15 protein-coding genes are annotated in these 25,022 nt (G+C 50.6%); all 15 read right to left on the bottom strand.

Annotation, left to right across the window (positions count from 1 at the left end):
- Positions 1–6 precede the first annotated feature (6 nt).
- Complete coding sequence (locus B160_RS31525) at positions 7–1,656, bottom strand: DUF4011 domain-containing protein (RefSeq protein WP_157557875.1); 1,650 nt, start codon at positions 1,654–1,656, stop codon at positions 7–9.
- A 24-nt stretch (positions 1,657–1,680) separates the two neighbouring features.
- On the bottom strand, positions 1,681–2,856 hold the full coding sequence (locus B160_RS0104215; RefSeq protein WP_018626627.1) for a M48 family metalloprotease: 1,176 nt from the start codon (positions 2,854–2,856) through the stop codon (positions 1,681–1,683).
- 641 nt (positions 2,857–3,497) lie between these two features.
- Positions 3,498–4,535 (bottom strand): nuclease domain-containing protein, encoded by a 1,038-nt coding sequence (locus B160_RS0104210; protein ID WP_018626626.1) that lies wholly within the window; start codon positions 4,533–4,535, stop codon positions 3,498–3,500.
- Between the two features lie 237 nt (positions 4,536–4,772).
- The gene (locus tag B160_RS0104205) at positions 4,773–5,342 is read right to left on the bottom strand and encodes a four helix bundle suffix domain-containing protein (RefSeq protein WP_018626625.1); all 570 of its coding nucleotides are present in this window, start codon (positions 5,340–5,342) and stop codon (positions 4,773–4,775) included.
- Positions 5,343–5,544: 202 nt separating this feature from the next.
- Positions 5,545–6,090: a dihydrofolate reductase family protein gene (locus B160_RS0104200; RefSeq protein ID WP_018626624.1), complete on the bottom strand. Its 546-nt coding sequence runs from the start codon at positions 6,088–6,090 to the stop codon at positions 5,545–5,547.
- A 36-nt stretch (positions 6,091–6,126) separates the two neighbouring features.
- The gene (locus B160_RS0104195; protein WP_018626623.1) at positions 6,127–9,264 is read right to left on the bottom strand and encodes a GH92 family glycosyl hydrolase; all 3,138 of its coding nucleotides are present in this window, start codon (positions 9,262–9,264) and stop codon (positions 6,127–6,129) included.
- Between the two features lie 397 nt (positions 9,265–9,661).
- Positions 9,662–10,996, bottom strand: coding sequence for a glucosidase family protein (locus tag B160_RS0104190; protein WP_157557874.1), 1,335 nt, complete (start codon positions 10,994–10,996; stop codon positions 9,662–9,664).
- A 39-nt stretch (positions 10,997–11,035) separates the two neighbouring features.
- Positions 11,036–13,288 carry a GH92 family glycosyl hydrolase gene (locus tag B160_RS0104185; RefSeq protein WP_169539992.1) on the bottom strand — a complete coding sequence of 751 codons (2,253 nt, stop codon included), beginning with the start codon at positions 13,286–13,288 and terminating at the stop codon, positions 11,036–11,038.
- 101 nt (positions 13,289–13,389) lie between these two features.
- Entirely contained in the window at positions 13,390–14,133 is a 744-nt protein-coding gene (locus tag B160_RS28390; RefSeq protein ID WP_169539990.1) for a basic secretory protein-like protein, read from the bottom strand.
- A gap of 61 nt (positions 14,134–14,194) precedes the next feature.
- A complete protein-coding gene (locus B160_RS32195; protein ID WP_018626619.1) occupies positions 14,195–15,403 on the bottom strand; it encodes a DUF4998 domain-containing protein in 1,209 nt (402 codons plus the stop codon).
- 27 nt (positions 15,404–15,430) lie between these two features.
- A complete protein-coding gene (locus tag B160_RS0104170; RefSeq protein ID WP_040679313.1) occupies positions 15,431–16,606 on the bottom strand; it encodes a DUF5000 domain-containing lipoprotein in 1,176 nt (391 codons plus the stop codon).
- Positions 16,607–16,644: 38 nt separating this feature from the next.
- Positions 16,645–18,585: a RagB/SusD family nutrient uptake outer membrane protein gene (locus tag B160_RS0104165; protein ID WP_051107122.1), complete on the bottom strand. Its 1,941-nt coding sequence runs from the start codon at positions 18,583–18,585 to the stop codon at positions 16,645–16,647.
- 19 nt (positions 18,586–18,604) lie between these two features.
- Positions 18,605–21,748: a SusC/RagA family TonB-linked outer membrane protein gene (locus B160_RS0104160; RefSeq protein WP_026309511.1), complete on the bottom strand. Its 3,144-nt coding sequence runs from the start codon at positions 21,746–21,748 to the stop codon at positions 18,605–18,607.
- 2,236 nt (positions 21,749–23,984) lie between these two features.
- Complete coding sequence (locus B160_RS31520) at positions 23,985–24,248, bottom strand: SymE family type I addiction module toxin (protein WP_018626612.1); 264 nt, start codon at positions 24,246–24,248, stop codon at positions 23,985–23,987.
- Between the two features lie 19 nt (positions 24,249–24,267).
- Positions 24,268–24,894, bottom strand: coding sequence for a hypothetical protein (locus tag B160_RS0104135; RefSeq protein WP_018626611.1), 627 nt, complete (start codon positions 24,892–24,894; stop codon positions 24,268–24,270).
- Positions 24,895–25,022 lie beyond the last annotated feature (128 nt).

The raw sequence follows: 25,022 nt of genomic DNA, 5'->3' as shown, positions 1-25,022 counted from the left end.
AAAGTCTCAACTATATGGGTTATTCTCTCCATCCGTAATTTCAAATGTACTCTTAGCCACCGCCAGATTGGAAAAATGTTGCGTATTGTCACTATCACTTTCCAGCAAAAATTCCAGATTGCTCAATACAGGCTGTATTTTGTGTTTGAAGAGTTCCAAACCTAATGGTTTAAAATTATCCTCACTATAGCTATACTCAATATGATTAAATGCAGCTTTATTCCTTGATCTGAGCTTTTTTTGATAGTTATTAATTGTTTGCTTTGCAATACTATGAATGATTTTTATCCTGGGTTTATCAATATAATTCAATTTTACTCCCTGCCTGGCTTCATTAATTTTTGATTGTAATACATTGTAAAATTCCTCCATGCTAATATCATCAAAATCTATACTTTCTGGCAGTTCTATTCCATAAAGATCTTTTAGGTAATTACTCAATACCGGATTTATTACTGCCGCATTATCCAGAATTTTTAGAACAAACCGTTCTTCTTTTAAAGATTTTTTACGTTCCAACGCCACCGGAAGCAGCAACAATGGGCTTTGAATACGCTCACTTGTACTTTCCTTAAGATTATGCCAGTGCAAATAGGCTACCACTAATTTCAACTGACTAAAGCCAAATTCTTTTTTATCGCTTTCGCTCTGTTGCCGAATACTATTTAATTGACTATTTAGATATGGATGATCTTCAAAGCGCAAATATCTGTTTAAATCCAGGTCCTGTGTGGCAATAATTCTTTTAGAAATTTCGCCAGTCCAGGTAAAAAGTAGCTGTGGATTAATACTCTGATAATGTAATACCATTGGAACACTGCTGATAGTAAGGTTTGCAAACCGACTATTCGGTTTGTAATAGAGCATTCGATTACGCCTACTGCTATCAAAAAGCCGGTTCCTTAGTTTCGATAATATAAAACTTTTACGATCGGTAGGACTTTGAACTTGTAACTCCGCCATCTGAGAAAGATCTATTTGCAACTGCGGGTCATAATCTCTGTAAAACCTTAGTCTCTGTATGGCCTCCGCTAGATCCCTTAGCCGTTTACTTCTATCCAACTCTGTCATTTCTGTAACCAAAGAACACAGCGTTGGATGCATCCGAGGATTAAGACCGGCAGGTTGCTGACGGTATGATGCAAATTTATTTAAGTCATCAACGTCATATAAATCCAGCCCCATAACAACGCTGCCCAGTATTAGGCCTAAGCAGAAAATATCAGTTTGGGCGTCATGATGCTTCAATCGCATCTCATAACACTGGTACCCTGGAAAGTAAACAGGTCTTTTAAGTTCCGAAAGGTTATCAGTCTGAACCTGCATATTCTTAATAGTAACCGTATTTTGGGAAACATCCTGATCCACCAGTATCTGACCTGTAATTTCATACCCCTTTATTACCTCCTTTGCCAATAAAGCATTGATCTCATTTAAATTATTACTCGGCTCGTGTGTATAATTTTCGTCAATATCAAGCCTTCCTTCTGTCAAAAAAACAGTATCAGGCTTTTCAAATGCCCCCACCTGTCCATTTTCATGAAAACTATTTACTTCCTCAAAAAGAGCCAATACAAATTCAACGGTTTCGTCGGTACTCATTGGGCCCGACAAAAAAGCTGATTGCAAATATTGTTGAAAAGTTGTATTTGTCATGTCTATTGCTATGTATTATATAAGTTATAACTCTTCCAGAACAGATAATGCCTGCTTCTTTAAAGCGAGTACCTTTTTTTGTGTAAGTTTCTTCTCTCGTTTAACTGTATTTAAAAATTGCTCATCCAAAGACAGTTCCTCAGCAAGAGAAAAGCAAAGGCCCAGGGGCGCATCCTCTAATTCTTTATCAGCCATCGAAAAGTCATAGAGTACATAGGAAAAATAATCTTTTAAACTTGGATGGAGAGGAGTTATTGCTAGTTTTAGTTGTTCCTTGCTGAGTTGTTCGTTTATTTCAGTCCTGTTAAAATACTGCTGATTTAGGGCCAAAATATGTGGCGTTCGCATCCAATTCGGTTTTAATAGCAACTGCGCCAGCTCCTTTGTGATCAAACTCATTTGATTTTGTTGAAATAAATCTAACTCATCAATAGACGTGTATCCTTGAATCATTTGCTTTATTTCCGGTTCAGCTTCAGCACCTTTACTATGCCAGAGCCAAATAGCTCTTGCCCGTATAAAATTTTCAGGGTGCGATACTCCGTTGGCTTTCGTTTGTGTATCGGCTAAAAAAATTTCCTCTGCTTGTTTGATGTAGCTGTCCGCATTAACAGACGTAAGGCCGGTTACAACTTTTACTAGTGATATTATAACAGCTGAATAATTACCTGTTACTAAATATGCACCTCTATCACAAAAAATTTCTGTGTACAATTTAAACAATCTAGCCGATTCAAAGTGAGCAGGAGAGCTCCCAGCATTATTAGCCAGCGCATATATAATCCTGTCTGCCACCTCAATTTTACCATTAAGTTGTGTATAAAGTAAAACATGGCTTAACTCATGACCAATAACTGCAAGCAACTCATCATCGCTCAAAAGTTGCAACAATCTACCACTAAAAATAATATAGACCTCTTTATTTAAATACAAGACACTTGCATTAACTTCTTCAGCATGCTGAGCTTGATAAAGGTATACGGGAACCGTCAATCCAAGCTTTTCTTTTGCAATAGCAACTTTATTAAATAACTCGGGTTCTCCCTCTTTGGTAAATTGGTATGTATTTTTTAGGAGATTTACTTTAAATTCTTTAAGCTGTGCCTCTTTATTAATGGTATTTGAAAAAAAATCCCAAATTTGTTGATTATTTTCAAAGTAATTAGCGGTAAGTTCATGATATGGGAAATATTTTATCATAACACTGTTGTCAGAAATTTATAGGTGAGTAACTCTAAAATGTATTAAGCAGAATCCTAACTCTTATTTTAATTATTAAACCTCCCATGCAGGTATACTGGCTGTAGTTTATGCATCTGCTAAGCATTGCATCTTTTATAAAAGCGCGTTCCCAATACATCATTAGGGAATACGGAGATAATAAAAACTAGACACAGGGTGGGCTGTGTACAGCAATTGGATGTTTCATTAAATAGTCAATTTATTTGTTTGGTCCTTTAAATATAGGAAAAATCTGGAATTAAGCTTTAACAACCTGCATCGTATATACATTGTTTTTTATATAAAACTATACGCTTGTAATTAATGTTCTTTACGGATTTCCGTAAAAAACCAAATATTCGTTGGTCAACGGTTCGTCAGGCTCACCGTGACAAAATGGTTCACTCTCCTTCACTTACTAACCGGGTTTATGGCACGGATGCCCGCGTGAGGGATAGAAAGGGCGGCCGCCAACAGCGGCCGGTGCGCAGCACGGAACCCCTGCATAGCCCGACCCCGGCCCTGTGTGGGCCCTGATGCGTGGGCGGGTTGGGGGCACGCCCAAAAAAAGAGCCCGCTGCTGTGATGCCGATAGCGCTACTCCCGGCTCTGTACCACCTTCATGAACTGCGCCAGGGTGGCGGTAAAGGGAACCGCGGAGGCCCTGCCGGATGCATAGTTGGGCAGGTTCTTGAAGTGCCATTGCAGGTGGTGCAACTCCGGCTCCGGCACGGGCGCCAGGCGAATGACCAGGTAATGCGATTGCGTGGGGGAAGGATAGTTTTTGTCCAGCAGCTCCTGCCGGGAACAGACCTGCGGACCCTTGCTAATGATTTTCCACAGCTCGTCGGACTGCTGCTGCCCGGCGGTATGCAACAGCAAATACCGGGCGCATCCAGCACCAGGCCCCCTGCCCCGCTGCCGGTCCTGAAATTGTACAGGTGGTGCTGCCGGATCCAGGCCAGTTGCTCGGCGAATTTATAATAGCCGATGAGCACAAAACTATCGTCCGGCAACAGATCCCGGTTGGCCCCATAAGGCTCCGGTAAGGGCTCGTTGAGTATATTATCTTCCCCCGGCTTTTGCTTGAAGACGTCAAAGGTATAGTAGGCCCATTTTTCCCGCTGGGAACTGCGGTTGATAAAATGATCGATAATGGCAAGGATAAAGGCTTTTAAAGCGCCGGTGCCATCCTCCGTTTTGGAAGGCCGCACCGGGAAGGCGCCCAGTCCGGGCAGTATTTCATGAAAACCTTTGCGGGTAAGGTCCTTATGCCCCGGGTACAGCACATAGGCCCCACCCGTGCGCCGGATGGCATCCTTATACGCATGCATTTTAAGCAGGTCCGCATTTTTATAAATGCCCTTGCTGTTGTCCCTTTTTTCCTGCGCCAGCGCGGCGTTGGAGGAAGGCTCCAAAAATTTATTGAGGTGATCAATTTTATACTTGGCATCAAAATGTATGTGCACGATGAGCTCCTGCAGCTCGGCCTCCGCCTCGGTAATGCCCGCCGGCCAAAAGGAAAGCGTATAATCCAGCCGCATGTGCATGGTCCAGCTGCCGGCATCCGGGTAGGGTTGGCTACCGCTAAAGGAACGGTTATAGCTAAAGCGGATGGACAGATTCCTTATACAGCTTGCTTTGCGGGGCGGCGGCATTGTGCTGTTTTAAAAGGCTAAATTTATGGTTTCCCTGCGAGCGGTAAAAGATTGCGGGTGCAATTGGGGGTGTTTTCATTTTTGGGGGTGTTGGGGCGCAGTCGCGCTTACTGTAAATATACTAAATACTTTTAATTTAACAAGAGTTGTTCAGGGGACGGGGAGACAAATGCGACGCAGAGATAAGCCTCAATGTCTCCCTGTCTCCCTGTCCCCTAATATTATGGTATAGGGCGGCTATTCTTTTTTCCTGTTTTGCAACCGGGCGCGGGTCATGCGCTCACGGAGGCCGCCTTCATTGAGAAAGGCCTTTTCCAGGGCGATTACCTGCTGGCCCAGCAGGTAGACCGTTACTTTTACCAGGCAACGGAGCACATTGGCGCTGATCTCAGGATCTTCATGTTCGATGGCTTTTTTAAAGGTATCGTAGCTGGCGTTGGGTGTCTGGTTGAGCGTATCAAAGCGCTGGGAAAGACGGTGGCTGCGGGGCCATTGGAGCAGTTTACGGGTACGCAGAAAATCTTCATAATCCAGCAACAACTCTTCTAAGCTGGCGCGGGCTACATTGGTCAGCTTTATTTCCATTTCTTTTGAGGTGCCGGATGCCATACTGGCTTCTGCAATGTTTTGCTTACCCGACCGGGCTGCCTGCACCATCTGATCAACAGTGCGGTCGTATTTATTGAAATACTTTCCGGTAAAAAATACGGTGCCGTCGTAAATGATCCCGGCTTTTTGAAAAGTGATCAGGTGGCGGTAGCCGCCATGCAGGGGTATAAAGTCATGAAGGTGCTTTTGGTGTGTCATAGGTTGTGTTTGGTTTAAAGTTACGAAGATATTTGGGGAAAGCACTTTTTGAGATGGCTTTTAGTATTGAAACAACATTTTTTGAGGGAGCATGCTGTGCCTTGGGCGACGGGGAGACTGGTGGGACGGAGCTGCTAATATGCTATACTTATCGTCGCAAAAGGTTCATCTTTCACATTAGTGGTCGTTTTATTTATGCACATTACTGCCCCGCCTCGTAGATCAGCTGTACCACGCCGGAGCGGAAGGTATTGGTTGTAACCAGGCGCAGGGCCAGCCGTTGTTTCAGGTCTTCAAACAGGGGTTTGCCACTGCCCAATGCGATGGGATGCACGGATATGCGGTAAGTGTCAATTAGTCGTTCCCGGATAAAGGTTTTTATAAGGCCGGCGCCACCATACAGCCAGATATCGCCCCCATCCTGGTTTTTTATTTCAGCAACCCGGTTCACGATGTCATCACTAATAAATGTGGCACGATCATCCTGCCGGGGTTGGGTGGAGAACACCACTTTCTTTTTTGAATGCACCGCCTTCCACAATGCCTGCTCTGCTGCAGAGGCACCGGCTTGGGGCTGATAGTTGCCCCATTGGTCATAGCTGACGCGGCCGTAAAAAATAGTGTCAATCCCGGAGAGGAACCCTTCAAAATCCATATCATCATCCATAATGCACCAGTCAATTTCCCCGTTGGGACCTTCTATAAATCCGTCAAGGGTAGTGGCCAGGTCCAGGATCAGTTTTTTCATGTTGCGCTGTTTCGGATAAAAATACGCAATAGTTGGTTACCGCTCTATACCCCACTGCTTATTAGGCTGACTGCCCATCTCCAGCTCCAGCGTGCCGCCTTTCAGCAGTTCGCTTGCGGGGAAACGGAAGCTGTTCAATACCCGCCCATTCAGCCGGGCGCGCTGTATGTATTTATTTTCATGCGAGGCAGCGGGTGCACTGATCACAAATTGCTTGCCCCGCCCGTAACGTCCACCCAGGTCAATGACCACTTTTTTATACAGCGGGCTGGCAATTTCATATTGCGGTACCACGCTGCAACCCCCATCTGTCTGGAACAGGCCCAGCGCGGCCATCACAAACCAGCTGCTCATTTGCCCCTGGTCCTCATCGCCCAGGTAGGCATCTGCCACGCCATAACCATAATACCGGTCCAGGATGGAGCGGCTCCACCGCTGTGTTTGCCAGGGCTGGCCCGCCCAGTTGAACAGGAAGGCAAAATGCATGGATTGCTGGTTGCCCTGCACCACCGGAAAATCCCAGTACTGGTCGCCGGGGGCATTGTAGCGCCAGGGCTCGCTGGCTTCAAAACCCTTGGTAAGGCGGCCGGTGAAACGTTCTTTGCCGATGGCATGTATAAGCGCCGGCACATCCTGCGGTACAAAATAGGTCAGCTGCCAGGCATTGCCCTCTACATAATGATGGTTGGCGCCTGTTTTATACGGATCAAAATTTTGTTCCCATGCACCGCTGCTGTACCGCAGGCGGGCATAACCCGTGGCCGTATCAATAGCATGCTGCCACCAGTTGCCGCGATCTTTAAAAAGAGCAGCTTCCGGCTTTTGCAGGGCTGTGGCCAGTTGCCCCACCGTCCAGTTATCATAGGCATACTCCAGCGTGTTGGAAAACCGGCCCTTGTCTGCCGGTACGTACTTGTATTTCAAAAAAGCCTCTATATCCCGGTTACCGGCCAGGCCATTGCCTACGCGCTCCGGCTTTGAAGTAGCCGTTTTTACTACGGCCTTAAACAATTTTTCCGTATCATAGTCGCGAATGCCCATCTGGTAGGCGCTCACCAACAATGGTATTTCATGTTCGCCTACCATTACGGGTATATACTCCATCCCCGCCGGGCCCTTAGCCAGCCAGCCGTTGGCATCGTACATGGCCAGCTGCGAGCGTACCCACCTGGCAGACCATTCCGGCGCCGTCAGGTTCCAGAGCTGGTTCAGGTTCCAGAAGGTGTTCCAGAACGCATCACAACCCAGCGCTACATCGCCCGGCTTTTTTAATTGCTGGATCTTTTCGGTAGCATCTACCCAGCGGCCATCCACATCACTAAAAGTGTTCCGGCAAAAACTGCGGTAGAGGTTGGTATAAAAACGCATCTTCTCCCGGCTGTCGTCGCTGGTAATGGTAATGCGCCCCAGCAGCGCATTCCAGGTTTGGATATTGTGCTTCCGCACGGCGTCAAAACTCCATCCAAAGGGGGTGCTGATCTCCTGCTGCAGGTTTTTTCGGGCACCAGCCGCATCCACATAAGAGATACCTGTCCGCACCTGTACTACCGGGTTCCGGCGGGTATCAAACTCCGCATAGCAACCCATCCGGTCCGGGCGCTCCGCCTCCAGGTGATTTTGACCGCTTACAGCATCATTGATCCAGCCACCCATTTTTTTAATGGGCTGGTCAAACTCGATCCGGAAATACAGGGTATAATCCTGGTCCGCATCGGTAGACCATACCCGCTTCGATTGCTGTACACTATAGCCCTCAATGGTATGGTCATCCACCTGCGTAAGCGAGGCCTTCAGGATCTTATAATCATACTCGGCCGGTACCTTCAGGTCGATCATTACCCTTCCATCCTGTTGCTGCGGATAAGTATACCGCTGAAAACTGCAACGGGTGGTGGACGTCAGTTCCGCTTTGATGTTATAGCTGGTAAGGTCGGCTTTATAATAACCCAGCGGCGCTTCCTCCGTGGCTTTATTGATCAGCGACCGGTACCCCGTGCTATCATTTTTCAACGCCGGCGCGTCTCCCATTTTTATCTTCAACGGGCCGTTCACCGGCAGCATGCCCAGCCCCGCCATGGTCCATTCATGCACATGGCTAAACGTACCAATGCTTTCAAATATGGGATCGTACCCCGCCTGCCAGCCGGCGTCCTGGTTATCCGGGCTCAGCTTTACCATGCTAAAAGGTATCCAGGGCCCCGGGGCGATCATCCACCGGGAGTGCGCCGTACCCAGGAAGGTATTTACATAATCCGATGGCTGCACCAGCGGCTGCGGTCCACGCATAACGGAACCGGAAGCAACGGGTTTGCCATCTGCAAAAACCGTATAGACACTGTTAACCGTTTTTGTTACAGCCGGCATCGGGGCTTCGATGATCGCAGGCCCCTGTGCTGCTTTTTTATTAAGGATCGTTTTACCATCCAGCTTTACAACCAGCGCCGGCCGGTCATCCGTATGGGCCACATCAACCAGCAACGGTTGCACAGCAGCATTCAATTGCCAGGGGGCAGCTTTTACATCACGGATCAGCGCAGCCGCATGCACGGGGTTCAGTTGCGTAGTGCCTCCACCCTCCATACGCAGGTCATCAAATACCAGCCAGGAGCCTTCCAGGCTGGTTAGCCGCAGTTCATTTACGCCCGCTTTCAGATCGGCTGCGGTCAGCGGAATGCTGATGACATGATTCAGCGCATCCCGGTTATCGCCGCTCAGTGCCGCTTCATTGCTTCCCTTTGGCAGGCGGAAGGTGAAGGAGCGCTGGTTCACGGTTACTTTAAAATAGGGCGGCAGTTTAAAATGGGTATGCAATACATCCACAATGAGCGTGCTGCCATGTGTTGCATCTACCGTTTTCAGATCAAACAATACATTCAGCACCTGTGTGCGGATGCCGGCCGTTGGGCTGGTGCCGCCCCAGGCATCGGCCGGACCAGGCAATACATAGGGCCAGTCTTTACGTGGATCGGAGCGGCCAACGATGTACTGCCGGTTCTCCCATCCAAAATCTTCTTTTAAAAAATCCTGGTAGCGGCCGGGTGCCAGTGCAAACTCCGCAGCGCTGTTGTCTTTTTTACCAATGCTCCAGATCACCCGGTCCTGGGCGCTGCAAAAGAGCGTCGTTGCTGCAAAGCAAACGGCCGGTAACGTTTTCAGAAAAATATTTTTATTCATAAGATCATTTATATTCAAACGCTTCAACAAATACGACCAGGTGGTTCGTGCGGACACTATGGCTGTCAACTAATGGTCCGTACCGATGACTCTCTCCTCCGTGTCATCCTCCTGTACTGCGAACTGAAGTTCGCGATTGATGGTTTGTCGGGGCGATGCCTCCTGCCCTCAAACAGAATACAGAAGGCCACGGATTCAGGTGTCGGGCTTCATTAAATACGTTTATTGGGTTACCATCTTTTGCACTGCTATCCGCTTTGCTTGCGTCGCACACTTCAACTGCAGTACCCCCATCAGCAATTGAAACACCGATCTTTCCCCGGGATCATGGATGCGGTCAATATATACTGCCCATTCCCTATTCCCTATTCACTATTCACCATTCCCCATTCCCCATTCACTTCCTCCCCGCCCAGCTCCTCAACACCTCAATGGCATCATACAACACCCCCGCCTCACCCCTGAAATCGCCGGAACCGGATGCTTTTCCGTTGCGCACATTGTACCATTCATAAAAACCCTTGTTCTGCAATACCCGGTCGATCATCGGGCTCATCTCCGCATAGGCCTCCAATACCATACCATTTGCCGCCAGTGCCTGGATCATCCTTCCGCCAAACCAGGTCCAGTCGCCCGCATTCTGGTAGTTATAGGCCGCCATATTGGGAAATTCTTCCACCGGGTACGGCGGGTACACCGTCATGCCGATGGTAGCAAATTTTTCTTTTTCCGCCGCCCGTAAAAACTGGTCGTTGATCTTCCGGAGCTCTGCTTTGCTGTGCAATCCGGCAAGAACAGCGCAGGCCGTACCGCCGGTATAAAGAATGCTGCGTTCATCAAAGTCTTTCGAAAACGGGCTGCCGTTCAGATACAGATGCGGAAGGTACTTCGCCTTTCCGGCATCCCACAGGTGTTTGCGGATATTCTTCCGGATGGTGCGGGCGGTGGCCGCCCATTTTTTATGCAGGGCACCCGATGCCGGTGTCATGGCGATAAGATCATTGATGGCTATCACAAACATGGCATTATCATAAATATCGATGGCCCATTTTGTTTTATCATTCAGTGCCACGCCCCAGCCCTTCTCCGGCTGCACATCGCCCCAGTCGATGGTGGTGGCCCCTTTTACCAGGCCATATTCTTTTGACCAGCGATCCGTCATTACATAGTTCAGCGCTGCCTCCAGCCGCTGCAATACCGTTTGTCCGCCTATTTTTTCCTGCAAAATGCTTTTATCGCCGGTGGCATCGATGTATTTTTTTACGGCCTGCACCAGGGAGGATTCCTGGTCCGTTTCTACCGTGTTCTTATGGGCGGCCCAGTCCGGCGCCAGGTTGGAATAACGGTATTGATACCCGATATTGGCCTGCTTTTTATGAATGGCGCCATCGGGTATATTGCCATCTGTACCTTGTATCTTAAAGAACAGGAGCAACGCGTCCTTTACATCTTTTTGTTCCCGCACTTTTAATGACCCCTTTATAAAAGTATTGAAATCGCGGATCCAGATCTCCCCATAGCCGGTGCCGGCATTAAAGCCGGTCAATATCCTTAAAGCACGGGCCTGTACGGTATCCAAACGCCCGTCCGCCCGTATCTGTGCTGCCAGCTCTTTTTTGCTGATACCGGTTCCTGCTACCCTGCCGGCGTAGGATGCAAGATTCAGTTTTCCCGTCTGCGCCTGTGCGGCGGCTACTAAAAATACAATGTTCAATAAAAATAGTCGCTTCATAAATTTTATTTAGACTCCTGGTTTTAATCATTCCAAAGATCAGGGCTGCGGGTCGGGTGTTGCCGTCATGTGCAACTCCAGCAGTCCCCCGTTTACAATATCGTTAAAACGGATGTAATTCCCTTTAAGTGTTTTGCCATTCAATGCTGCCGACCGGATATAAATATGCTCCGGCGAATAGTTGTGCACCCGGATCACAAATTCCTTTCCTTTGTAGTACGCATTGTTCAGGCGGATGCGTGCCTCGCGGAACAGGGGGCTGGTAAGATCTACCCGCTGGTCCGCAGCAGTACCACCGTTCATTTCAAACAATCCCAGCGCACTGATCACAAACCAGGCGCCCATCTGCCCTTCATCCTCATCCCCGTTCCAGCCCACATAAGGCGAGGCATCGTAGAAGGTATCCAGTATTTTGCGGGTATAGTACTGCGTAAGCTGCGGCCGGCCGGCATAGTTAAAAAGATAGGCGGCCTGCATGTTTACCTCGTTGCCGTGGTTGATATAATATTCGGCGGACTGGCCCTGGGTGCGGTCCAGGGCATGCGCTGCAAAACGGTGAAATTCTGATTTTTTAAACCCTTCCTGCAACCGGTTTAAGAACCGCTCCCGCCCCATGAGGCGGATGAGGCCGGGTACATCATGCGGCACATAAAAAGAATATTGCCAGGAGTTGCCCTCAATAAAATGATTGACGGAAAAACGGTCAAAGCCGGTAATAAAGCTCCCATCTGCCTTCCGGGGCACCACATAGCCGAGCGTTGTATCAAAGGCATGCTTCCAGCTGGCGGACCGGTTCAGGAAGAACTGATAATCTTTTTCTTTGTGCAGCAGCTGCGCCATCTGCGCCACACACCAGTCGTCATACGCGTAGTCCAGCGTTTTGGAGGCCACCCCTTTTTCAACCGGCATATACCCTTTTGCCGCATATACGGATATCTGCGGATTGCCGGGGCTGCCGCCGCAAAGCGGCTGTGGCTCTACCGTTACATGCTTCTTCATGGCCGCATAAGCCGTTTTCGCATTTTTGGTTACGATCCCCTTCCGGTAAGCGCTGGTCATCAGCGCCATCTGGTGCGAGCCTTCCATAATACCGGAGTATTCAATGCCCGCCGGTCCTTTGGACAGCCAGCCCGTCTTTTCAAACAGCTCCAACTGCGTATCTACCAATTGTTCCACCAGATCCGGCGTACTCAGGCTCCACAGCAGGTTCAGGTTCCAGAAACTGTTCCAGTACGCATCGCCGCCGATCATCACCTTGCGCCCCCTCGGCAGCTGCTGCACCTGCTCGCAGGCATCCCGGTATTTGCCATTGACATCGCTCATGATCATCTTGGCAGTAAAGCAACGGTAAAAGTTGGTGTAGAACTTCGTTTTGTTTTCCTCTGATCCTCCCGCCACAATAATGGTGCTCAGCAAACGGCTCCATACACTGCGGCTATGCGCGGCAATGGCATCAAAATCCCATCCAAAATCCTTCAATTCCTCCTGCAGGTTCAGCCTGGCCTGCGCTGCCGACACAAAGGAGATGCCGGTACGAAGGAGCACCTGCCCCGGCCGGGCCATGGGAAAGCTTACATAAGCCCCAATGCCATCCTGCGCTGTTACGGTATCACCGGTTTGCACGCCCCGGCCGGTAAACCCGTTAAAAGACCGGAACGGCTTGCTGAACTGCATAACAAAATACAGGCAATAATCATTAAAGCCCGCGGCAACCGTACGGGCATAACCCGCTACTTCGCTGTCGCTCACTTTTACGATCTGCGCGTCTTTGAGTTCGATCCCGTATTCCGATGGCAGGTTCAGCTGGATCATGACCCGGTTAGAGCTGTCTGCCGGAAAAGAATACCGCTGTACACCGGTACGCTCGGTTGCGGTAAGCTCCGCCTTTACCTGCGGGTCAAGCAGGAATACGGAATAATAGCCCGGCGAGGCTTTTTCATCCTCATGCCTGAACCGGGAGTGGTAGCCGGCGCCGGCGCCTTTAAACGGATCGTCGGGCAGGCCGGGCGTCAGGGCCAGGTCACCGTTGGCCGGCATGGTCAGCAGCCCGGCCATGGTCCATCCATGCACATGGCTGAACCCATGGATGCTGCCGATGGAATACTCATACCCACCCTGCCACACACTGCGCTGGTTATCCGGGCTCAGCTTTACCATCCCGTTGGGCATCGTTGCCCCCGGAAACAGCATCCACCGCGAGTTGGAGGTCCCGATGAAGGGATCTACATAGTCAATGGGCTGCTTTTGCTGCGCACCGGCATGCATGCATAAAGCAGCAAGCCAACATACCATACCTGTTCTCAAAAAATCAATCATCCTTATTCGTCCAATTTATTTGAAGCCGGGTACTTCTTCCGCACCGGCAGGTTCCTGTTATCAAAACTACCTCTTTATCAAAGCTCCGGCTGCAGCATATAATCAGCCCACAGGCTGTCGATATCCTTATGCGTTTCTTTTATCCAGAACCGGTCCGTATATCTTCCGGAGCGCATGGCGGCATTCAGCTTTTTAACGATCCCCTTCTTTACCCGCAGTTCCAGCCATACAAAAAAGCGCGCGGCATCACCATACCCGTTTGTATAGGATGTCTCCGGCCGGGGACTGCGCAGTGCCCAGCCTGCCGCTGCATTGTTCACGCCGTATACATGCCGTACATAATCGGCGATCCCCTCGGTGATCCATCCGGGACCGGAAGGATAGTTTTGTATGATGTGCATGATCTCATGGGTGACCACATCCACATCCTGCGGATGCTTGCGCAGATAACCGGCGCTGTAGCACACGGATCCTTTCCCTGCATCGGCATACGCCACACCGGTGTAGCCGGAGTCTATTTTAAAATGCACGGTCCGGGCGGCCTTTGGGTTAAAGGTCTTTATAAACAAGGGATAGTTCCTGAAAAAAGTACGGATCAGCTCCTGTTTTTGACGGACATCCATACCGGCCGACCCGTCTGCAAAGACCAGGGTGATCCCGTCTTTCCGGATGGTGTCCGGAAGGCCCGCAGCTGAAAGCGCCGGTGCTTTCCCTGTGGCGGTACGGGGGTCCCCGCAGGCGTTCCTGGTGAATCCCATACAAATGAATGCCGGCAGCAAAATAAGCGGCACCGTACGATAATATTGTAAACGAAAACGCATCCTGTTTTTTTTATATGCAGCAATAAAAGAAGGGGCATCGCCGGTTTCTACGGTCGCTTCCCTACAGCCGGTCATGTGTATAAAAAGTTACTTCTTCCAGGGTCATAAAATGGCCCCCGCCCCAGTTGGACAATAATTTAAACCGGTAGTACCGGAACTTTTCCGTTCCTTCCGGTACAGCAAATTCCTCCCCGGCTTTTGCATAGGCAACATCCTCCGGGGTATTTTGACCAACCGGAAGCCCGGAGGGCTTTATGGATTCGTAAGCACCGATCCGGGTCCAGCTGTCCCAGCTGCCATCCGCCGCCGGCGCATTGCTACCATACAGCTCAAATGTTTTTACGCTCTCCAGGTCATACAGCCGGTCGTTGGCCTGCCATACCTTAAAGCGGCTAAGCGCTGCCGCTGCACTGCAGTCGATGGTGAACCAGCAGGGGATCACGGATTGGGTTGCAAAACCGGGCGGGTCGTATTTTTCATCCCACAGGTAGGGCAGCAGCCAGCCATAGCCTCCATCCAGTATATCCGTTGGCAGTTCCAGTACCTTAAATCCTGATTTGGGCAGCCGGCGTTCAAATACGGGCAGCGTTATGGTGGAAGCCGGCGGGTAGAAAAACTCAAAGGCGGTCGTATCCGGCTTGTATTTTGAGCGGTAGGTAAGCGCCGTCTGTCCCTCGTAATCCGGAAGCACCGTGCGGGTGTCTGTTGGCGGCACAACAATTTTCTGAAGGCTCCCGCCGGCTCCCGTGTACTCCACATCAATGCCCAATTCCCCGCCTGCGGGTTCCCCCCAGTTCAGTATGATACCGTTCCCCTCCGATTGCTCCACCGATCTGAGCGTACGGTTTACCAGCGAGCTGCTATAGCTTTGCCCGTAAGCCACACCAAAAGCATTGACCACCACCGATTGATGGTCCGTTGCATCATAGGTGTACAATGCAAAATTGTAGTTGCCTTCATCCAACCCGGGCACCAGCACCTGAACAGTATCGGTTCCGGCTGTGTGCTGCACGGGAACCGACAGCGAGTCCTGGAAATTATTCCAGTACACATGCAGCCGCATTACCAGCGGGTCATTACCCAGCACTACAGAAAGCTGTATCCGGTTATTCCCGGGCCGCACAATAACGGTATCCACACGCCCCGGGTAGGTGATCTCCCCCTTCTCCAGGTACCTGCGGTAGGCATCGCCGCTGGTTTTGGTGCAGGAAGTCATGGCCACCGCCAATACCAGTATCCCAAAAACTGCCAGATGATTTATCGGTTTCATGTATCGTTTTTTCTTTTTAACAATGGATCATTTCTTGGTATCGCCCCACATCATGATCTGGTAAAAATTCACATAGGTGCCGTTGGACCAGTTCTTTAATGTTTTAAACCGGATATAGCGGACCTTGGGTGTATTGAGCGGGAACTCCACCGTATGCCCCGCCAGTGCAGCATCGATATCTGCCTGTGAAAGCTGCCCTTCCGGAAGACCGGAGGGCTTTGTTTGCACGGAGGTGGTCAGCAATGTCCAGCTATCGTCAAAACTCCCGTCGGGGTTGGGATCATTGGACCCCCATATCTCCACCTCCCTCGGGTTGTGCAGGGTGTAATAAAAGCCGGGACGCATAAACCATACCAGCCGGCTCAGCTTGGCCGTTACACCCATATCATACGTAAACCACTGGGGCATCCTGGCTGCATCCCCGGAATGATAGAAGCCGCCCCCGGTGGGGTTTCCGTCAAAAAGCCCGGCAATACTGCCGCTGTAACCCAGGGGGGCATCGGTTGGCAGGGTGAGCCCTTTCATTTTGGTGCGGTCCAGCAGCTCCTCAAACAGCGGGGTAAGCTGGGTAGTAAGCGTATCCGAAAGGTTGCCCCACCGGTCGCGGATGTACACGCCAAAGCGGGTGGGCACATCCGGCATGTTCCGGGTAGAGAAGTCGCCGGCCTTAAGATTGGTATAATTGGTGGTAACGGGTGAAAATTGTCCCAGCGAATCATTGGCCAGTACTACGATGGCCAGGTCATTTTCACCGGGATTGGTATATTTTACGTTAATGCCTCCAAAATCGGGCGTCAATGCCAACTGCCTGCGCACGATCCAGATGGGCGGTTCCAGCGGGTGCACCGTTACATCGAGCACCGGGGAGCTGTTCTCACTTTTATCCACCGCGTACAGGGAAACCTGGTAGGCGCTGGTATCGCCAAACCCCTCCACCAGCACGCTGCGGCTGTAACGACTTACTTTTGTTTCCCGCACCACTCCCTGCCGCGTGGCATACCGGGCTCTTATATACAACAGGTCCGCATCGCCGGGTAAGGTATAACGGATCCGCGCTGCACCGTTCAGGTTTTCGACCGCCACATCGCTTACAGGGCCGGGGGCAACGCCGTCTTTCAATGCCGGGCCCGCCACATCTTTTTTGCAGGCGCCGGCTAACAGCAGGATCAGGAAAAGGCTACTATGGTAAATACATTTTTTCATTTCAATACTTTTTATACAGGCATCATTTCTATTGGCCGCTACCATCCCGGGTTTTGTACCAGGTTCGGATTGATCTGGAGGTTATATTCCCGGATGGGCCAGAAATAATCACGGGGCGCTATGAACCGCGGATTGTAAAGCAGCACCCTCCGGTTATAATCGTCCGTATTTTCCTGCAGGATGTCCCAGCCATAAACAGCCGTACTCAACACCTGTGGCGCTGTCTTCCAGCGGCGCAGGTCCCAGAACCGGCTGCCTTCAAATGCCATCTCAATAGCGCGCTCCTGCCGGATGATCTCCCGCAGCCCCTCTACCGACTGGTATTTCGAAGGCCGGGTTGAATAGGCCGGCCAGGATTCTTCAACTGCCGGCAGCCCTGCCCTTGCACGGATCTGGTTCAGGTAGGGCAGTGCGGCAGCGGAGCTCCCCGACTCATTCAGCGCTTCTGCATACAGCAGGTAAAGATCGCTGAGGCGCATTACCGGCCAGGGATAGGATTCCACCTGTAAAGAGGTATTGCTGTACACGAGGTTCCAGTTCACGATCTTCTTTGTATAGTACCCGGTAACGGAATACAGCCGGCTTTGCTTCTTGCCGGAATACTCCCCCAGCTTACTTTGAATGTTGTAGTTCCCGTTCCGCATGAACCACCGCGATCCGTCAAACGCCATATCGGCATAGAACCGCGGCTCCCGCTCAAAATGCAGCCCTACGGTCCGGTAGCCTTCCTGGATACCCGTATCCATAGCCGTTGCGGTGCGCAAATGAAAACGGTTGGTATAATCCCAGGTCTTATCCTCTTCTATAGGTACGCCGTTCTTTGTATAAAACAACTCGGCCATCTTCATGGGCGGTGCCAGCTTGCCTTTCAGGTTAATGTTAAACTGGTTGGGATCCAGCTGCGGGCAGGCATAGGTCTGCAGCCAGAAGGTAGGATCGCCACCCGTGGTCAGCCCCCAGATCAGCTCGCTGTTCCACTTCTCACAAACGGCATTGCGGATATTCATTTCGATCCGGGTGGCATGATCCACATCAATGATCGACGGGTTAAAATAATACAGCCTCAGACCGGCAGCTGCTGCCGCGTCGATCGCCGCCTTACAGGCATCCCGGGCCCTTGTCCACTTGCCGGCGTCATATTGCGGATTGAACAACACCTCGCCATTATTGTTCTTCAGGCCGGAAAAATCATTGTTCCCGTTGAACAGGGGACTGGCCGCCGTTACCAGCAACCGCGCTTTTATGGCCAGCGCCGCTACTTTGGTAATGCGCCCCAGTTCGGTAGCCGCGCTGGTGATCTTCAATGGCAAACCGGTATTGGCATCGCCGGCGGCCGCTTCATCAATCAGCCCGGCGATATAGTTCACTACAGAATCCACCGGCTGCCGGTACACTTTCACCGCTGCCGGGGGAGCGTCAATGGGCAGGTTCGTATCCATTACCGGGATGGGGCCGTACATCCGGAACAGGTACCAGTGAAAATAAGCTTTCAGGAATTTGACCTCGGCCACCCACCGTACTTTTTCGTAGGGCTGAAGATCGGCCACCTTATCAATACTTTCCAGGAATATATTGCAGGCCCGGATGCCCTGCCAGAGCGGCTTTCCATCATACCCGTCCCAATAGTTCATATACGGGTTGGCACGGTTCTGCTCGCCTCTTGCAATATGGTACGGATCGCGGTAAAAAAAATCTTCGATCATGGGCCAGTAGGTCCAGGCCTCGTCGCCACCGCTAAAGGCAGGGTTTTTATCCGGGTGCCCTTCCTGTGGTAAATAAGCATAGCAGGTAAACAAATACTTTTCGGCCTCCATACGGTTGGAGAACGCGTGATCCAGCGTTGCCACATTATCCGGCACAATATCCAGGTAACCCTTCCGGCAGGATGCCGCCATTGCCATAAGCAAGCAAAGGAGCAACACGGACCGCTGATACGCTGAAATCTTTAATAAAGGCAAACAACGATATAACGAATGCATATTGGTAGATTTTGGAGTATTATAACTGAACATTGATCCCTAAATTGAATACGCGCTGCACCGGGTAGCCCAGTCCGTTGCCACCCTGCTCGGGGTCCCAAAGCTTAAAGGCACTGATGAGGAACAGGTTGCTGCCGTTTGCATAGATGCGCAGCCCGGAGATCCGGTATCTTTTCAATCCTTTGTCGGCGATATTGTAGCCGATCTCGGCGCTCTTCATCCGCAGGAAAGCCCCGTTGCGCATCCACCAGTTAGAGGGCTGGTTGTTGTTCTCGTTCTGTGTAAGCCCCAGCCGCGGCCAGAAGGCATACAGGTTCCGGTCATCCTCCGACCAGTGATCATCGGCGATCACTTTCAGCAGGCCGTGCTGGTTGGGGCCGTCGGCCACAAACGGCGATATCGCCGCGGGATCTATAAACAACGAGGATCTTGCCGAGCCCTGGAAAAAAGTACTGATGTCGAAATTCTTAAACCCGAAAGAAAAGCCAAAGCCGTAAATGATCTCCGGCGTAACCGGATAGCCCAGCCCGTTGATCATGTCCAGGTTGGTGATCTGACCATCGCCGTTCAGATCGCGGTACTTGATATCACCGCCCCTTACTTCCCCAAAATTCTGCCGGGGCGCATTCTTTACATCCTCGTCGTCTACAAACAGGCGCTCTGCCACCAGCCCGTACACCTGCCCCAGCGATTGGCCTACCCGCGACAGGTACATCATGTTGGCGGGATACTCCGGTTCCTCATTTACCAGCAGCTCGCTGGCGGCATAGGTAAACGTGCCCCTTGCCTGCAGCCACGACCGTCCAAAGGTTCTATTGTAATCCATGGCCACATCAATGCCCAGGCCCTCCGCCACGCCTACATTGGCGCTTACGTTGGAGGTAAGGCCCATCGTAGTGGGAATATAGGCCCGCTGCATCAGGATATTGCTGCGCCGCTCCTTATACGCATCCACCGTTATATTGAGCGCATTCCACAACCCCAGGTCCAGGCCGATATTTACTTTTTTTGATTTTTCCCAGGTGATCTCGTCATTCGGATAGCGGGAAATGGAAATGCCCGGGCGGGAATAAGCATAGTTCTCTCCAAAGTAATATTTATAATTGTCATCAGCCAGGCTTACGTTCGACAGGTAAAAGAACCGGTCATTGGCATTCCCGATCTGGTCATTGCCCACCAGTCCGTAAGTAGCCCGCAGCTTCAGCCTGGAGACCACCGGTACCAGGTCTTCAAAGAATTTTTCATTGGCCAGGTTCCAGGCCACTCCCACCGAAGGGAAGAACCCATAGCGGTTATTTTTGGCAAAACGTTCGGAACCATTATAGCCAAAGTTCCCTTCAAACAAATAGCGGTTATCATACCCATAGGTAAATCTTCCGGACAATCCCTGGTTCCGGAACGGGAGCGATGATTGCAGATCGCCCGCATTCCCGTTTAAATAATTCCGACGAATGCCGATGAGCAAGCCACCGATATTGTGCACACTATTAAATGTGCGGTTATAATTCACCGCTGCCTCTGCATAGGTAGTGGTGTTCACGATCTTTGGTCCCGCATTGTAATTCAGGTATTCGGTGGCCGTTTTCTCATTCAGCAGGCTGAGCGTATATGCGCCGGGATCGGTAACAGAAGCATTGGCTGCATAGAAGAACGGGTTGTATTGCCGGTTCAGGCTGAAATAAGAATAGCGTTTGGTATAGACCATCAGCCTTGCAGAAAGGCCCGGGGTTACAAATTTCAGGTCCTGCTTTACCTCCAATTGTACGTTTAAGGTAGAGGTATTGTACTGTTGAAAACCGGATACCATCGCCGCATACGGGTTGCCATATACATCGCCGTTAGAGCCCCGCGCCGCATTCCCGAACAACGGATGTTTGGCGGTTGGCAGATCCGAGGCGGGAAAAATAGCGGGAAACAAAACCGGGTTGGCATTTAATGCGCTGCTGAAGATGGCGCCGCCACCGCCGATCGGCCCGTTGTAATCATCAAAATTGCCCGTGGTCCGGATAATGGCTTCCGTGGTGGGCGTCAGCTTCAGGTTTACATTGGAGCGTACCTCATAGCTCCTTAACCGGATGTTATTGTTCACATTGCTGCCCTGCTGTGTCTTCAATACGCCATTGTCCTGGTTCATGGTGGCGCCCACATAGTACTGCGCCTTCTGGCTGCCGCCGGTGAGGTTGATGTTCAGCCGCTGGTTGTTCGTATATTTTTTGATCAGCGCATCGATCCAGTTGTTGCTGGGGTACAGGTAGGGGTTATCGCCCGCAAGGGTATGATCGATCTTATTCTGACTGTAAGGCAGCCGCTCCAGGGGGTTGCGGGTAAGCGCCGCTTCGTTGGACAGCCGCATATAGGTGATGTTGTCTGCCAGCTTAAAATTCTGGGTATTGGATGAGGTCGAATTCTCGAAGCGGATATTCATTTTGGTGGCGCCGGTCTTCCCCGTTTTGGTGGTCACCAGGATCACGCCGTTGGCACCCCGTGCTCCATACAGGGAGGCCGCTGCCGCATCTTTTAAAACCGAGAACCCGGCGATATCATCCGGCTGCAGGCGGGCCAGCTCGGTGGTGCTGGACTCCATCCCGTCGATCAGGATCAGCGGGTCCAGCTTTCCCGAGCCAAAGGAGGTGATCCCCCGGATAAAGAAGGATGCATTATCAGCGCCCGGCTCTCCGCTGCGCTGGTAGGAGATCAGCCCGGAAATACGCCCGGCCAGCATGGTGGTGAGGTTGCTGGTAGGCCCTTTTATTTCCTTTGGATTGATGGCGGTTATGGAGCTGACCATACTTTCTTTTTTTTGCTGGCCATAGGCCACTACCACCACATCATCCAGGTCGTTTTTTTCTTCCGGCAGTATCATATCCAGTGTATTCCTTCCGTTTACCGCAAGCTCCCGGGTCTCGTACCCCACATAGGAGAACACCAGGGTGTCGGCTTTTCCCGGGACCTCGATCGTGTAGATGCCTTCCGCATTGGACACGGTTCCCGTTTGCGTATGCTTGATCATTATGTTGACACCCGCGAGGGCCTGGCCTTTTGTATCCGACACCTTACCGCTGACCCGGAAAACAGCCTGGCCGGCAGCTATATTTCCCAGTAACAAAAGAAAACAGCAATAGCTGCATCTTATCTTCAGCAAGCTCAGTAAGTTTTTGTTCATAATGACCGGCAAAGGTTAAATAAAAAATCAATTGTACATACATAGATACATATTATTTTTTTCGGAACAAAATTTTTTTTATAAAAAAATAAATTAAACTGTTTATCAATCATTTACAGAACTAAAAATGTTCCGACAAGCAATGCCCCGGTTTAACATATGTCGATGCTTCCTGCTTTGATGTGGCCGAAAACGGCATCAGTTGTTGTAGAACAAAGCAGTGCCGGATGCTTCGGAAGATCATAAACGATTAACAAGTAAATAATTACAAAACAGATGCGGACCGGCAGTCCATCCCATACCGGTTAAACCCGGCCCCGATCATATGTTCCTACATATTGGGGCGTACAGAGGCCATTGAACCGCCTGTGGATACCCGCTTTACAGTAACAGCGTTAAAGCCGCCGTTTTTGAATAACAGCACGGGGCGGCATCAAAAGGCTTTATGGTGATGCGCTCCGGATTCCGGGAACGGTCACGCGCGGCCGGTGGCACCATCGGCATAGCTACGCTTCTCATCATTTCATTCTTTAAACCGGATCCATATTCCCCGCTTCTATATTGCAGCTATAAAGTTGGCAGTTTTATGCGCCGGTTTATTTTTTTGATCCCTCCTGATCCCTCCTGACCCCTACTGATCCCTCCTGATCACTCCTGACCTCTTTGTATATCCTTTCTGTATCGTTTCTGTATCCTTTCTATATCCTAGCTGTATCCTGGCTGTATCGCTCGTATATCCTTTCTGTATCGGTTAGGGTATGCTGCCGGACCGGGATCAGGAGGAAGGCATATGATGTCATTGCCGCATTGACCAGGTTTCCTTATCAAATACTGCCAATGATAGATCACGTCAGGTATAGAAGAACAATCACACTACCGTCCTGCTGAGCGGAGCATAGCGCAGCCGAAGCATCCCTGAAATACCGGACTGTCCGAAGATCGGGAGACCCTTCGGCTCCACTTTGTTTCGCTCAGGGTGACGAAAGGATATGATGTCATTGCCACATTGATTAGGTTTCACTATCAAATACTCAACTTGACAAAAGGATTATACAAGCGTCGTGCTGAGCGGAGCATAGCGCAGCCGAAGCATCCCTGTGATACCGGACGCCCGAAAACCGGGAGACCCTTCGGCTTCACTTTGTTGCGCTCGAGGTGACGAAAGAATAATCTTTCATTACCCTGCTGATGACCCATTATGCCAGGTATAGAAGATCAATCTTACTGCCATCGTGTTGAGCGCAGCCGAAGCACCNCTGTGATACCGGACGCCCGAAAACCNGGAGACCCTNCGGCTTCACTTTGTTGCGCTCAGGGTGACGAAAGCAGTGCATGCCATTGGCCTGTCAATGACGATGATGTTAGTATAGAAGTACAATCCTGCTGTTGCCGTGCTGATTTTTTGATAGAGGAACCTAATCAATGCGGCGATGCCACTCGTTCCTGAAAAGCCGGAATATTTCAAGGTCGTATATCTTTTATTTCCACTTTTCCAGCGATGAAAAGTGGAGCAAAAATCTCGTCCGCCAGGAGGTGAATCCCGCCTGTTTGTTCTTCGCCGGGAGGTGGGACCAGGGAAACCGGCGCTACAGGCTTTGGCGACGGGCCATACACTTGCCTGCGCCATCCGCCGCCGCCATTCCGCTTGTTTTCCCTTTTCACTGCCCGGCGGACTACCTTCTAAGCAAGCGTACGTTCCGCTTTTTGTTTTACTTTCATCGGGTGGGCTTTTTCTATAATTACCTTGAAATAGAAACTACAACAATCAATAAGTGACGCAGCGCCTCTTTTTTACGTGGCGGATGTACGTTCAAAAGAAAAGCCTTACCGTAAAAAAGCAGCGCAGTAATGCTGTACAACAAGCAGGCAGCAGGTTCTTCAACCAAACCTCTTCAGAAAAAGTAGTAACGTTACTTTTCGATCCGGATGTGCAGTGCGTGGCCGGTTAAACGGCGGAGCATTCGTTTAACCTTGGCTTTTACTCCACTTTTTGCCAAGAAAAAGTGGAAAAAGAAACGTAATGGATTGATCAACCTCTCATATCCGCTGTAAATTAGATATCAATTATACTACCGTCCTGCTGAGCGCAGCCGAAGCACCCCTGTGATACCGGACGCCCGAAAACCGGGAGCCCCTTCGGCTTCACTTTGTTGCGCTCAGGGTGACGAAAGTATGATGTCATCACCCTGCTAATTTTGCTATGCAAATGCCCCGGCAGGACAAAGCAGGCCTTTGGTCAGCCCGCCGAGGCTTCCATCCCCTCCTCCCCATCCGCATCCCGCGTAATCACCAGCTTACCGGCTTCTACGGAAACCCGTATTGCATCGCCCGACATAAAGCCGCCATCCGCCAGCCATTTGCCCATCAACCGTATTTCCGGGATACGGGATACGGTGCTGCGCAGATACCCGGCATTGTAGATCATGATCTTTTCATACACTTTTAAGCGGCGCTGTTTTGGAAGGACCGCACTGTTTTTCATGGTTGCAATAATGGCCATAATGGTTGTTTTATGAGGGTTAAGAAGTGGGTGCCGGTTTCGTTTGCCCTTCGGGTTGCCGGGTGGCATGCTGTTTTGCAAACCCGCCACCGCCATCCCGCGTCCATGCTACATGTGCGGCTTCCAGCAGTTTTAATAAGCCGGTGCTGGTGCGCAGTACCAACCGTTCTCCGTCCAGGTTGCAGGGACTCAGTGCGGCGGCTGCCAGTTGCTCCCAATCGCTGATCCAATGGCTGAGCGGGCGCTTCCGGAACCGTTTTTTAAATACTCGGTAGGGATGGGCATACTCTTTAAACGACAGGTTGCGCGGAAATTCGTCCCAGTACCGGCGTTGGTCTTTGCCCGCGCCATACGGCCCCGGATAGCACAGATCCTGCCGGATAACGGCCCTATCCTTACCGGTGGCGCCTTGCAGCGCCTGTGCCGCCATCAGTGCAGACCGTACTACTTTCATATCCACCAATACATCGCCGGGCGCGCGCCGGCGGTATATGTTGCCGGACAATGCATGTGCTGCCATTTTTGTTATGAGCCTTCGCCAGCCGCCCATATCCATATAAGAAAAAATTTCAGCAAATACTTCGATGGGGTCTGTAATGCCTTCCCTGCCCCAGCCCCGCATGCAAAAGGGATCCTTGTTTTTCATTGCGTTGGTTTTAGTGTTTTTGAGTCATAAGAACAGCACAAAGTACCTCCACCACCCAGGGATATGCAAGTTATCTACCGGATATTTTATACCGCTTGCGGGATATTTTAGCTATCTTTATACCAGTG

This window comes from Niabella aurantiaca DSM 17617, assembly GCF_000374125.1.
Classification (GTDB): domain Bacteria; phylum Bacteroidota; class Bacteroidia; order Chitinophagales; family Chitinophagaceae; genus Niabella; species Niabella aurantiaca.
Note: the sequence above shows the minus strand (reverse complement) of the source record. Positions and strands in the feature narration are given on the sequence as shown.

What these genes read in the sequence shown, in the direction of transcription:
- B160_RS0104200 (WP_018626624.1), bottom strand. Translation starts at nt 6,090, where the DNA reads ATGAAAAAACTGATCCTGGACCTGGCCACTACCCTTGACGGATTTATA.
- B160_RS0104185 (WP_169539992.1), bottom strand. Translation starts at nt 13,288, where the DNA reads ATGGTATGTTGGCTTGCTGCTTTATGCATGCATGCCGGTGCGCAGCAA.
- B160_RS31520 (WP_018626612.1), bottom strand. Translation starts at nt 24,248, where the DNA reads ATGGCCATTATTGCAACCATGAAAAACAGTGCGGTCCTTCCAAAACAG.
- B160_RS0104195 (WP_018626623.1), bottom strand. Translation starts at nt 9,264, where the DNA reads ATGAATAAAAATATTTTTCTGAAAACGTTACCGGCCGTTTGCTTTGCA.
- B160_RS0104190 (WP_157557874.1), bottom strand. Translation starts at nt 10,996, where the DNA reads ATGAAGCGACTATTTTTATTGAACATTGTATTTTTAGTAGCCGCCGCA.
- B160_RS0104135 (WP_018626611.1), bottom strand. Translation starts at nt 24,894, where the DNA reads ATGAAAAACAAGGATCCCTTTTGCATGCGGGGCTGGGGCAGGGAAGGC.
- B160_RS0104160 (WP_026309511.1), bottom strand. Translation starts at nt 21,748, where the DNA reads ATGAACAAAAACTTACTGAGCTTGCTGAAGATAAGATGCAGCTATTGC.
- B160_RS28390 (WP_169539990.1), bottom strand. Translation starts at nt 14,133, where the DNA reads ATGCGTTTTCGTTTACAATATTATCGTACGGTGCCGCTTATTTTGCTG.
- B160_RS0104215 (WP_018626627.1), bottom strand. Translation starts at nt 2,856, where the DNA reads ATGATAAAATATTTCCCATATCATGAACTTACCGCTAATTACTTTGAA.
- B160_RS0104165 (WP_051107122.1), bottom strand. Translation starts at nt 18,585, where the DNA reads ATGCATTCGTTATATCGTTGTTTGCCTTTATTAAAGATTTCAGCGTAT.
- B160_RS32195 (WP_018626619.1), bottom strand. Translation starts at nt 15,403, where the DNA reads ATGAAACCGATAAATCATCTGGCAGTTTTTGGGATACTGGTATTGGCG.
- B160_RS31525 (WP_157557875.1), bottom strand. Translation starts at nt 1,656, where the DNA reads ATGACAAATACAACTTTTCAACAATATTTGCAATCAGCTTTTTTGTCG.
- B160_RS0104170 (WP_040679313.1), bottom strand. Translation starts at nt 16,606, where the DNA reads ATGAAAAAATGTATTTACCATAGTAGCCTTTTCCTGATCCTGCTGTTA.
- B160_RS0104205 (WP_018626625.1), bottom strand. Translation starts at nt 5,342, where the DNA reads ATGACACACCAAAAGCACCTTCATGACTTTATACCCCTGCATGGCGGC.
- B160_RS0104210 (WP_018626626.1), bottom strand. Translation starts at nt 4,535, where the DNA reads ATGCCGCCGCCCCGCAAAGCAAGCTGTATAAGGAATCTGTCCATCCGC.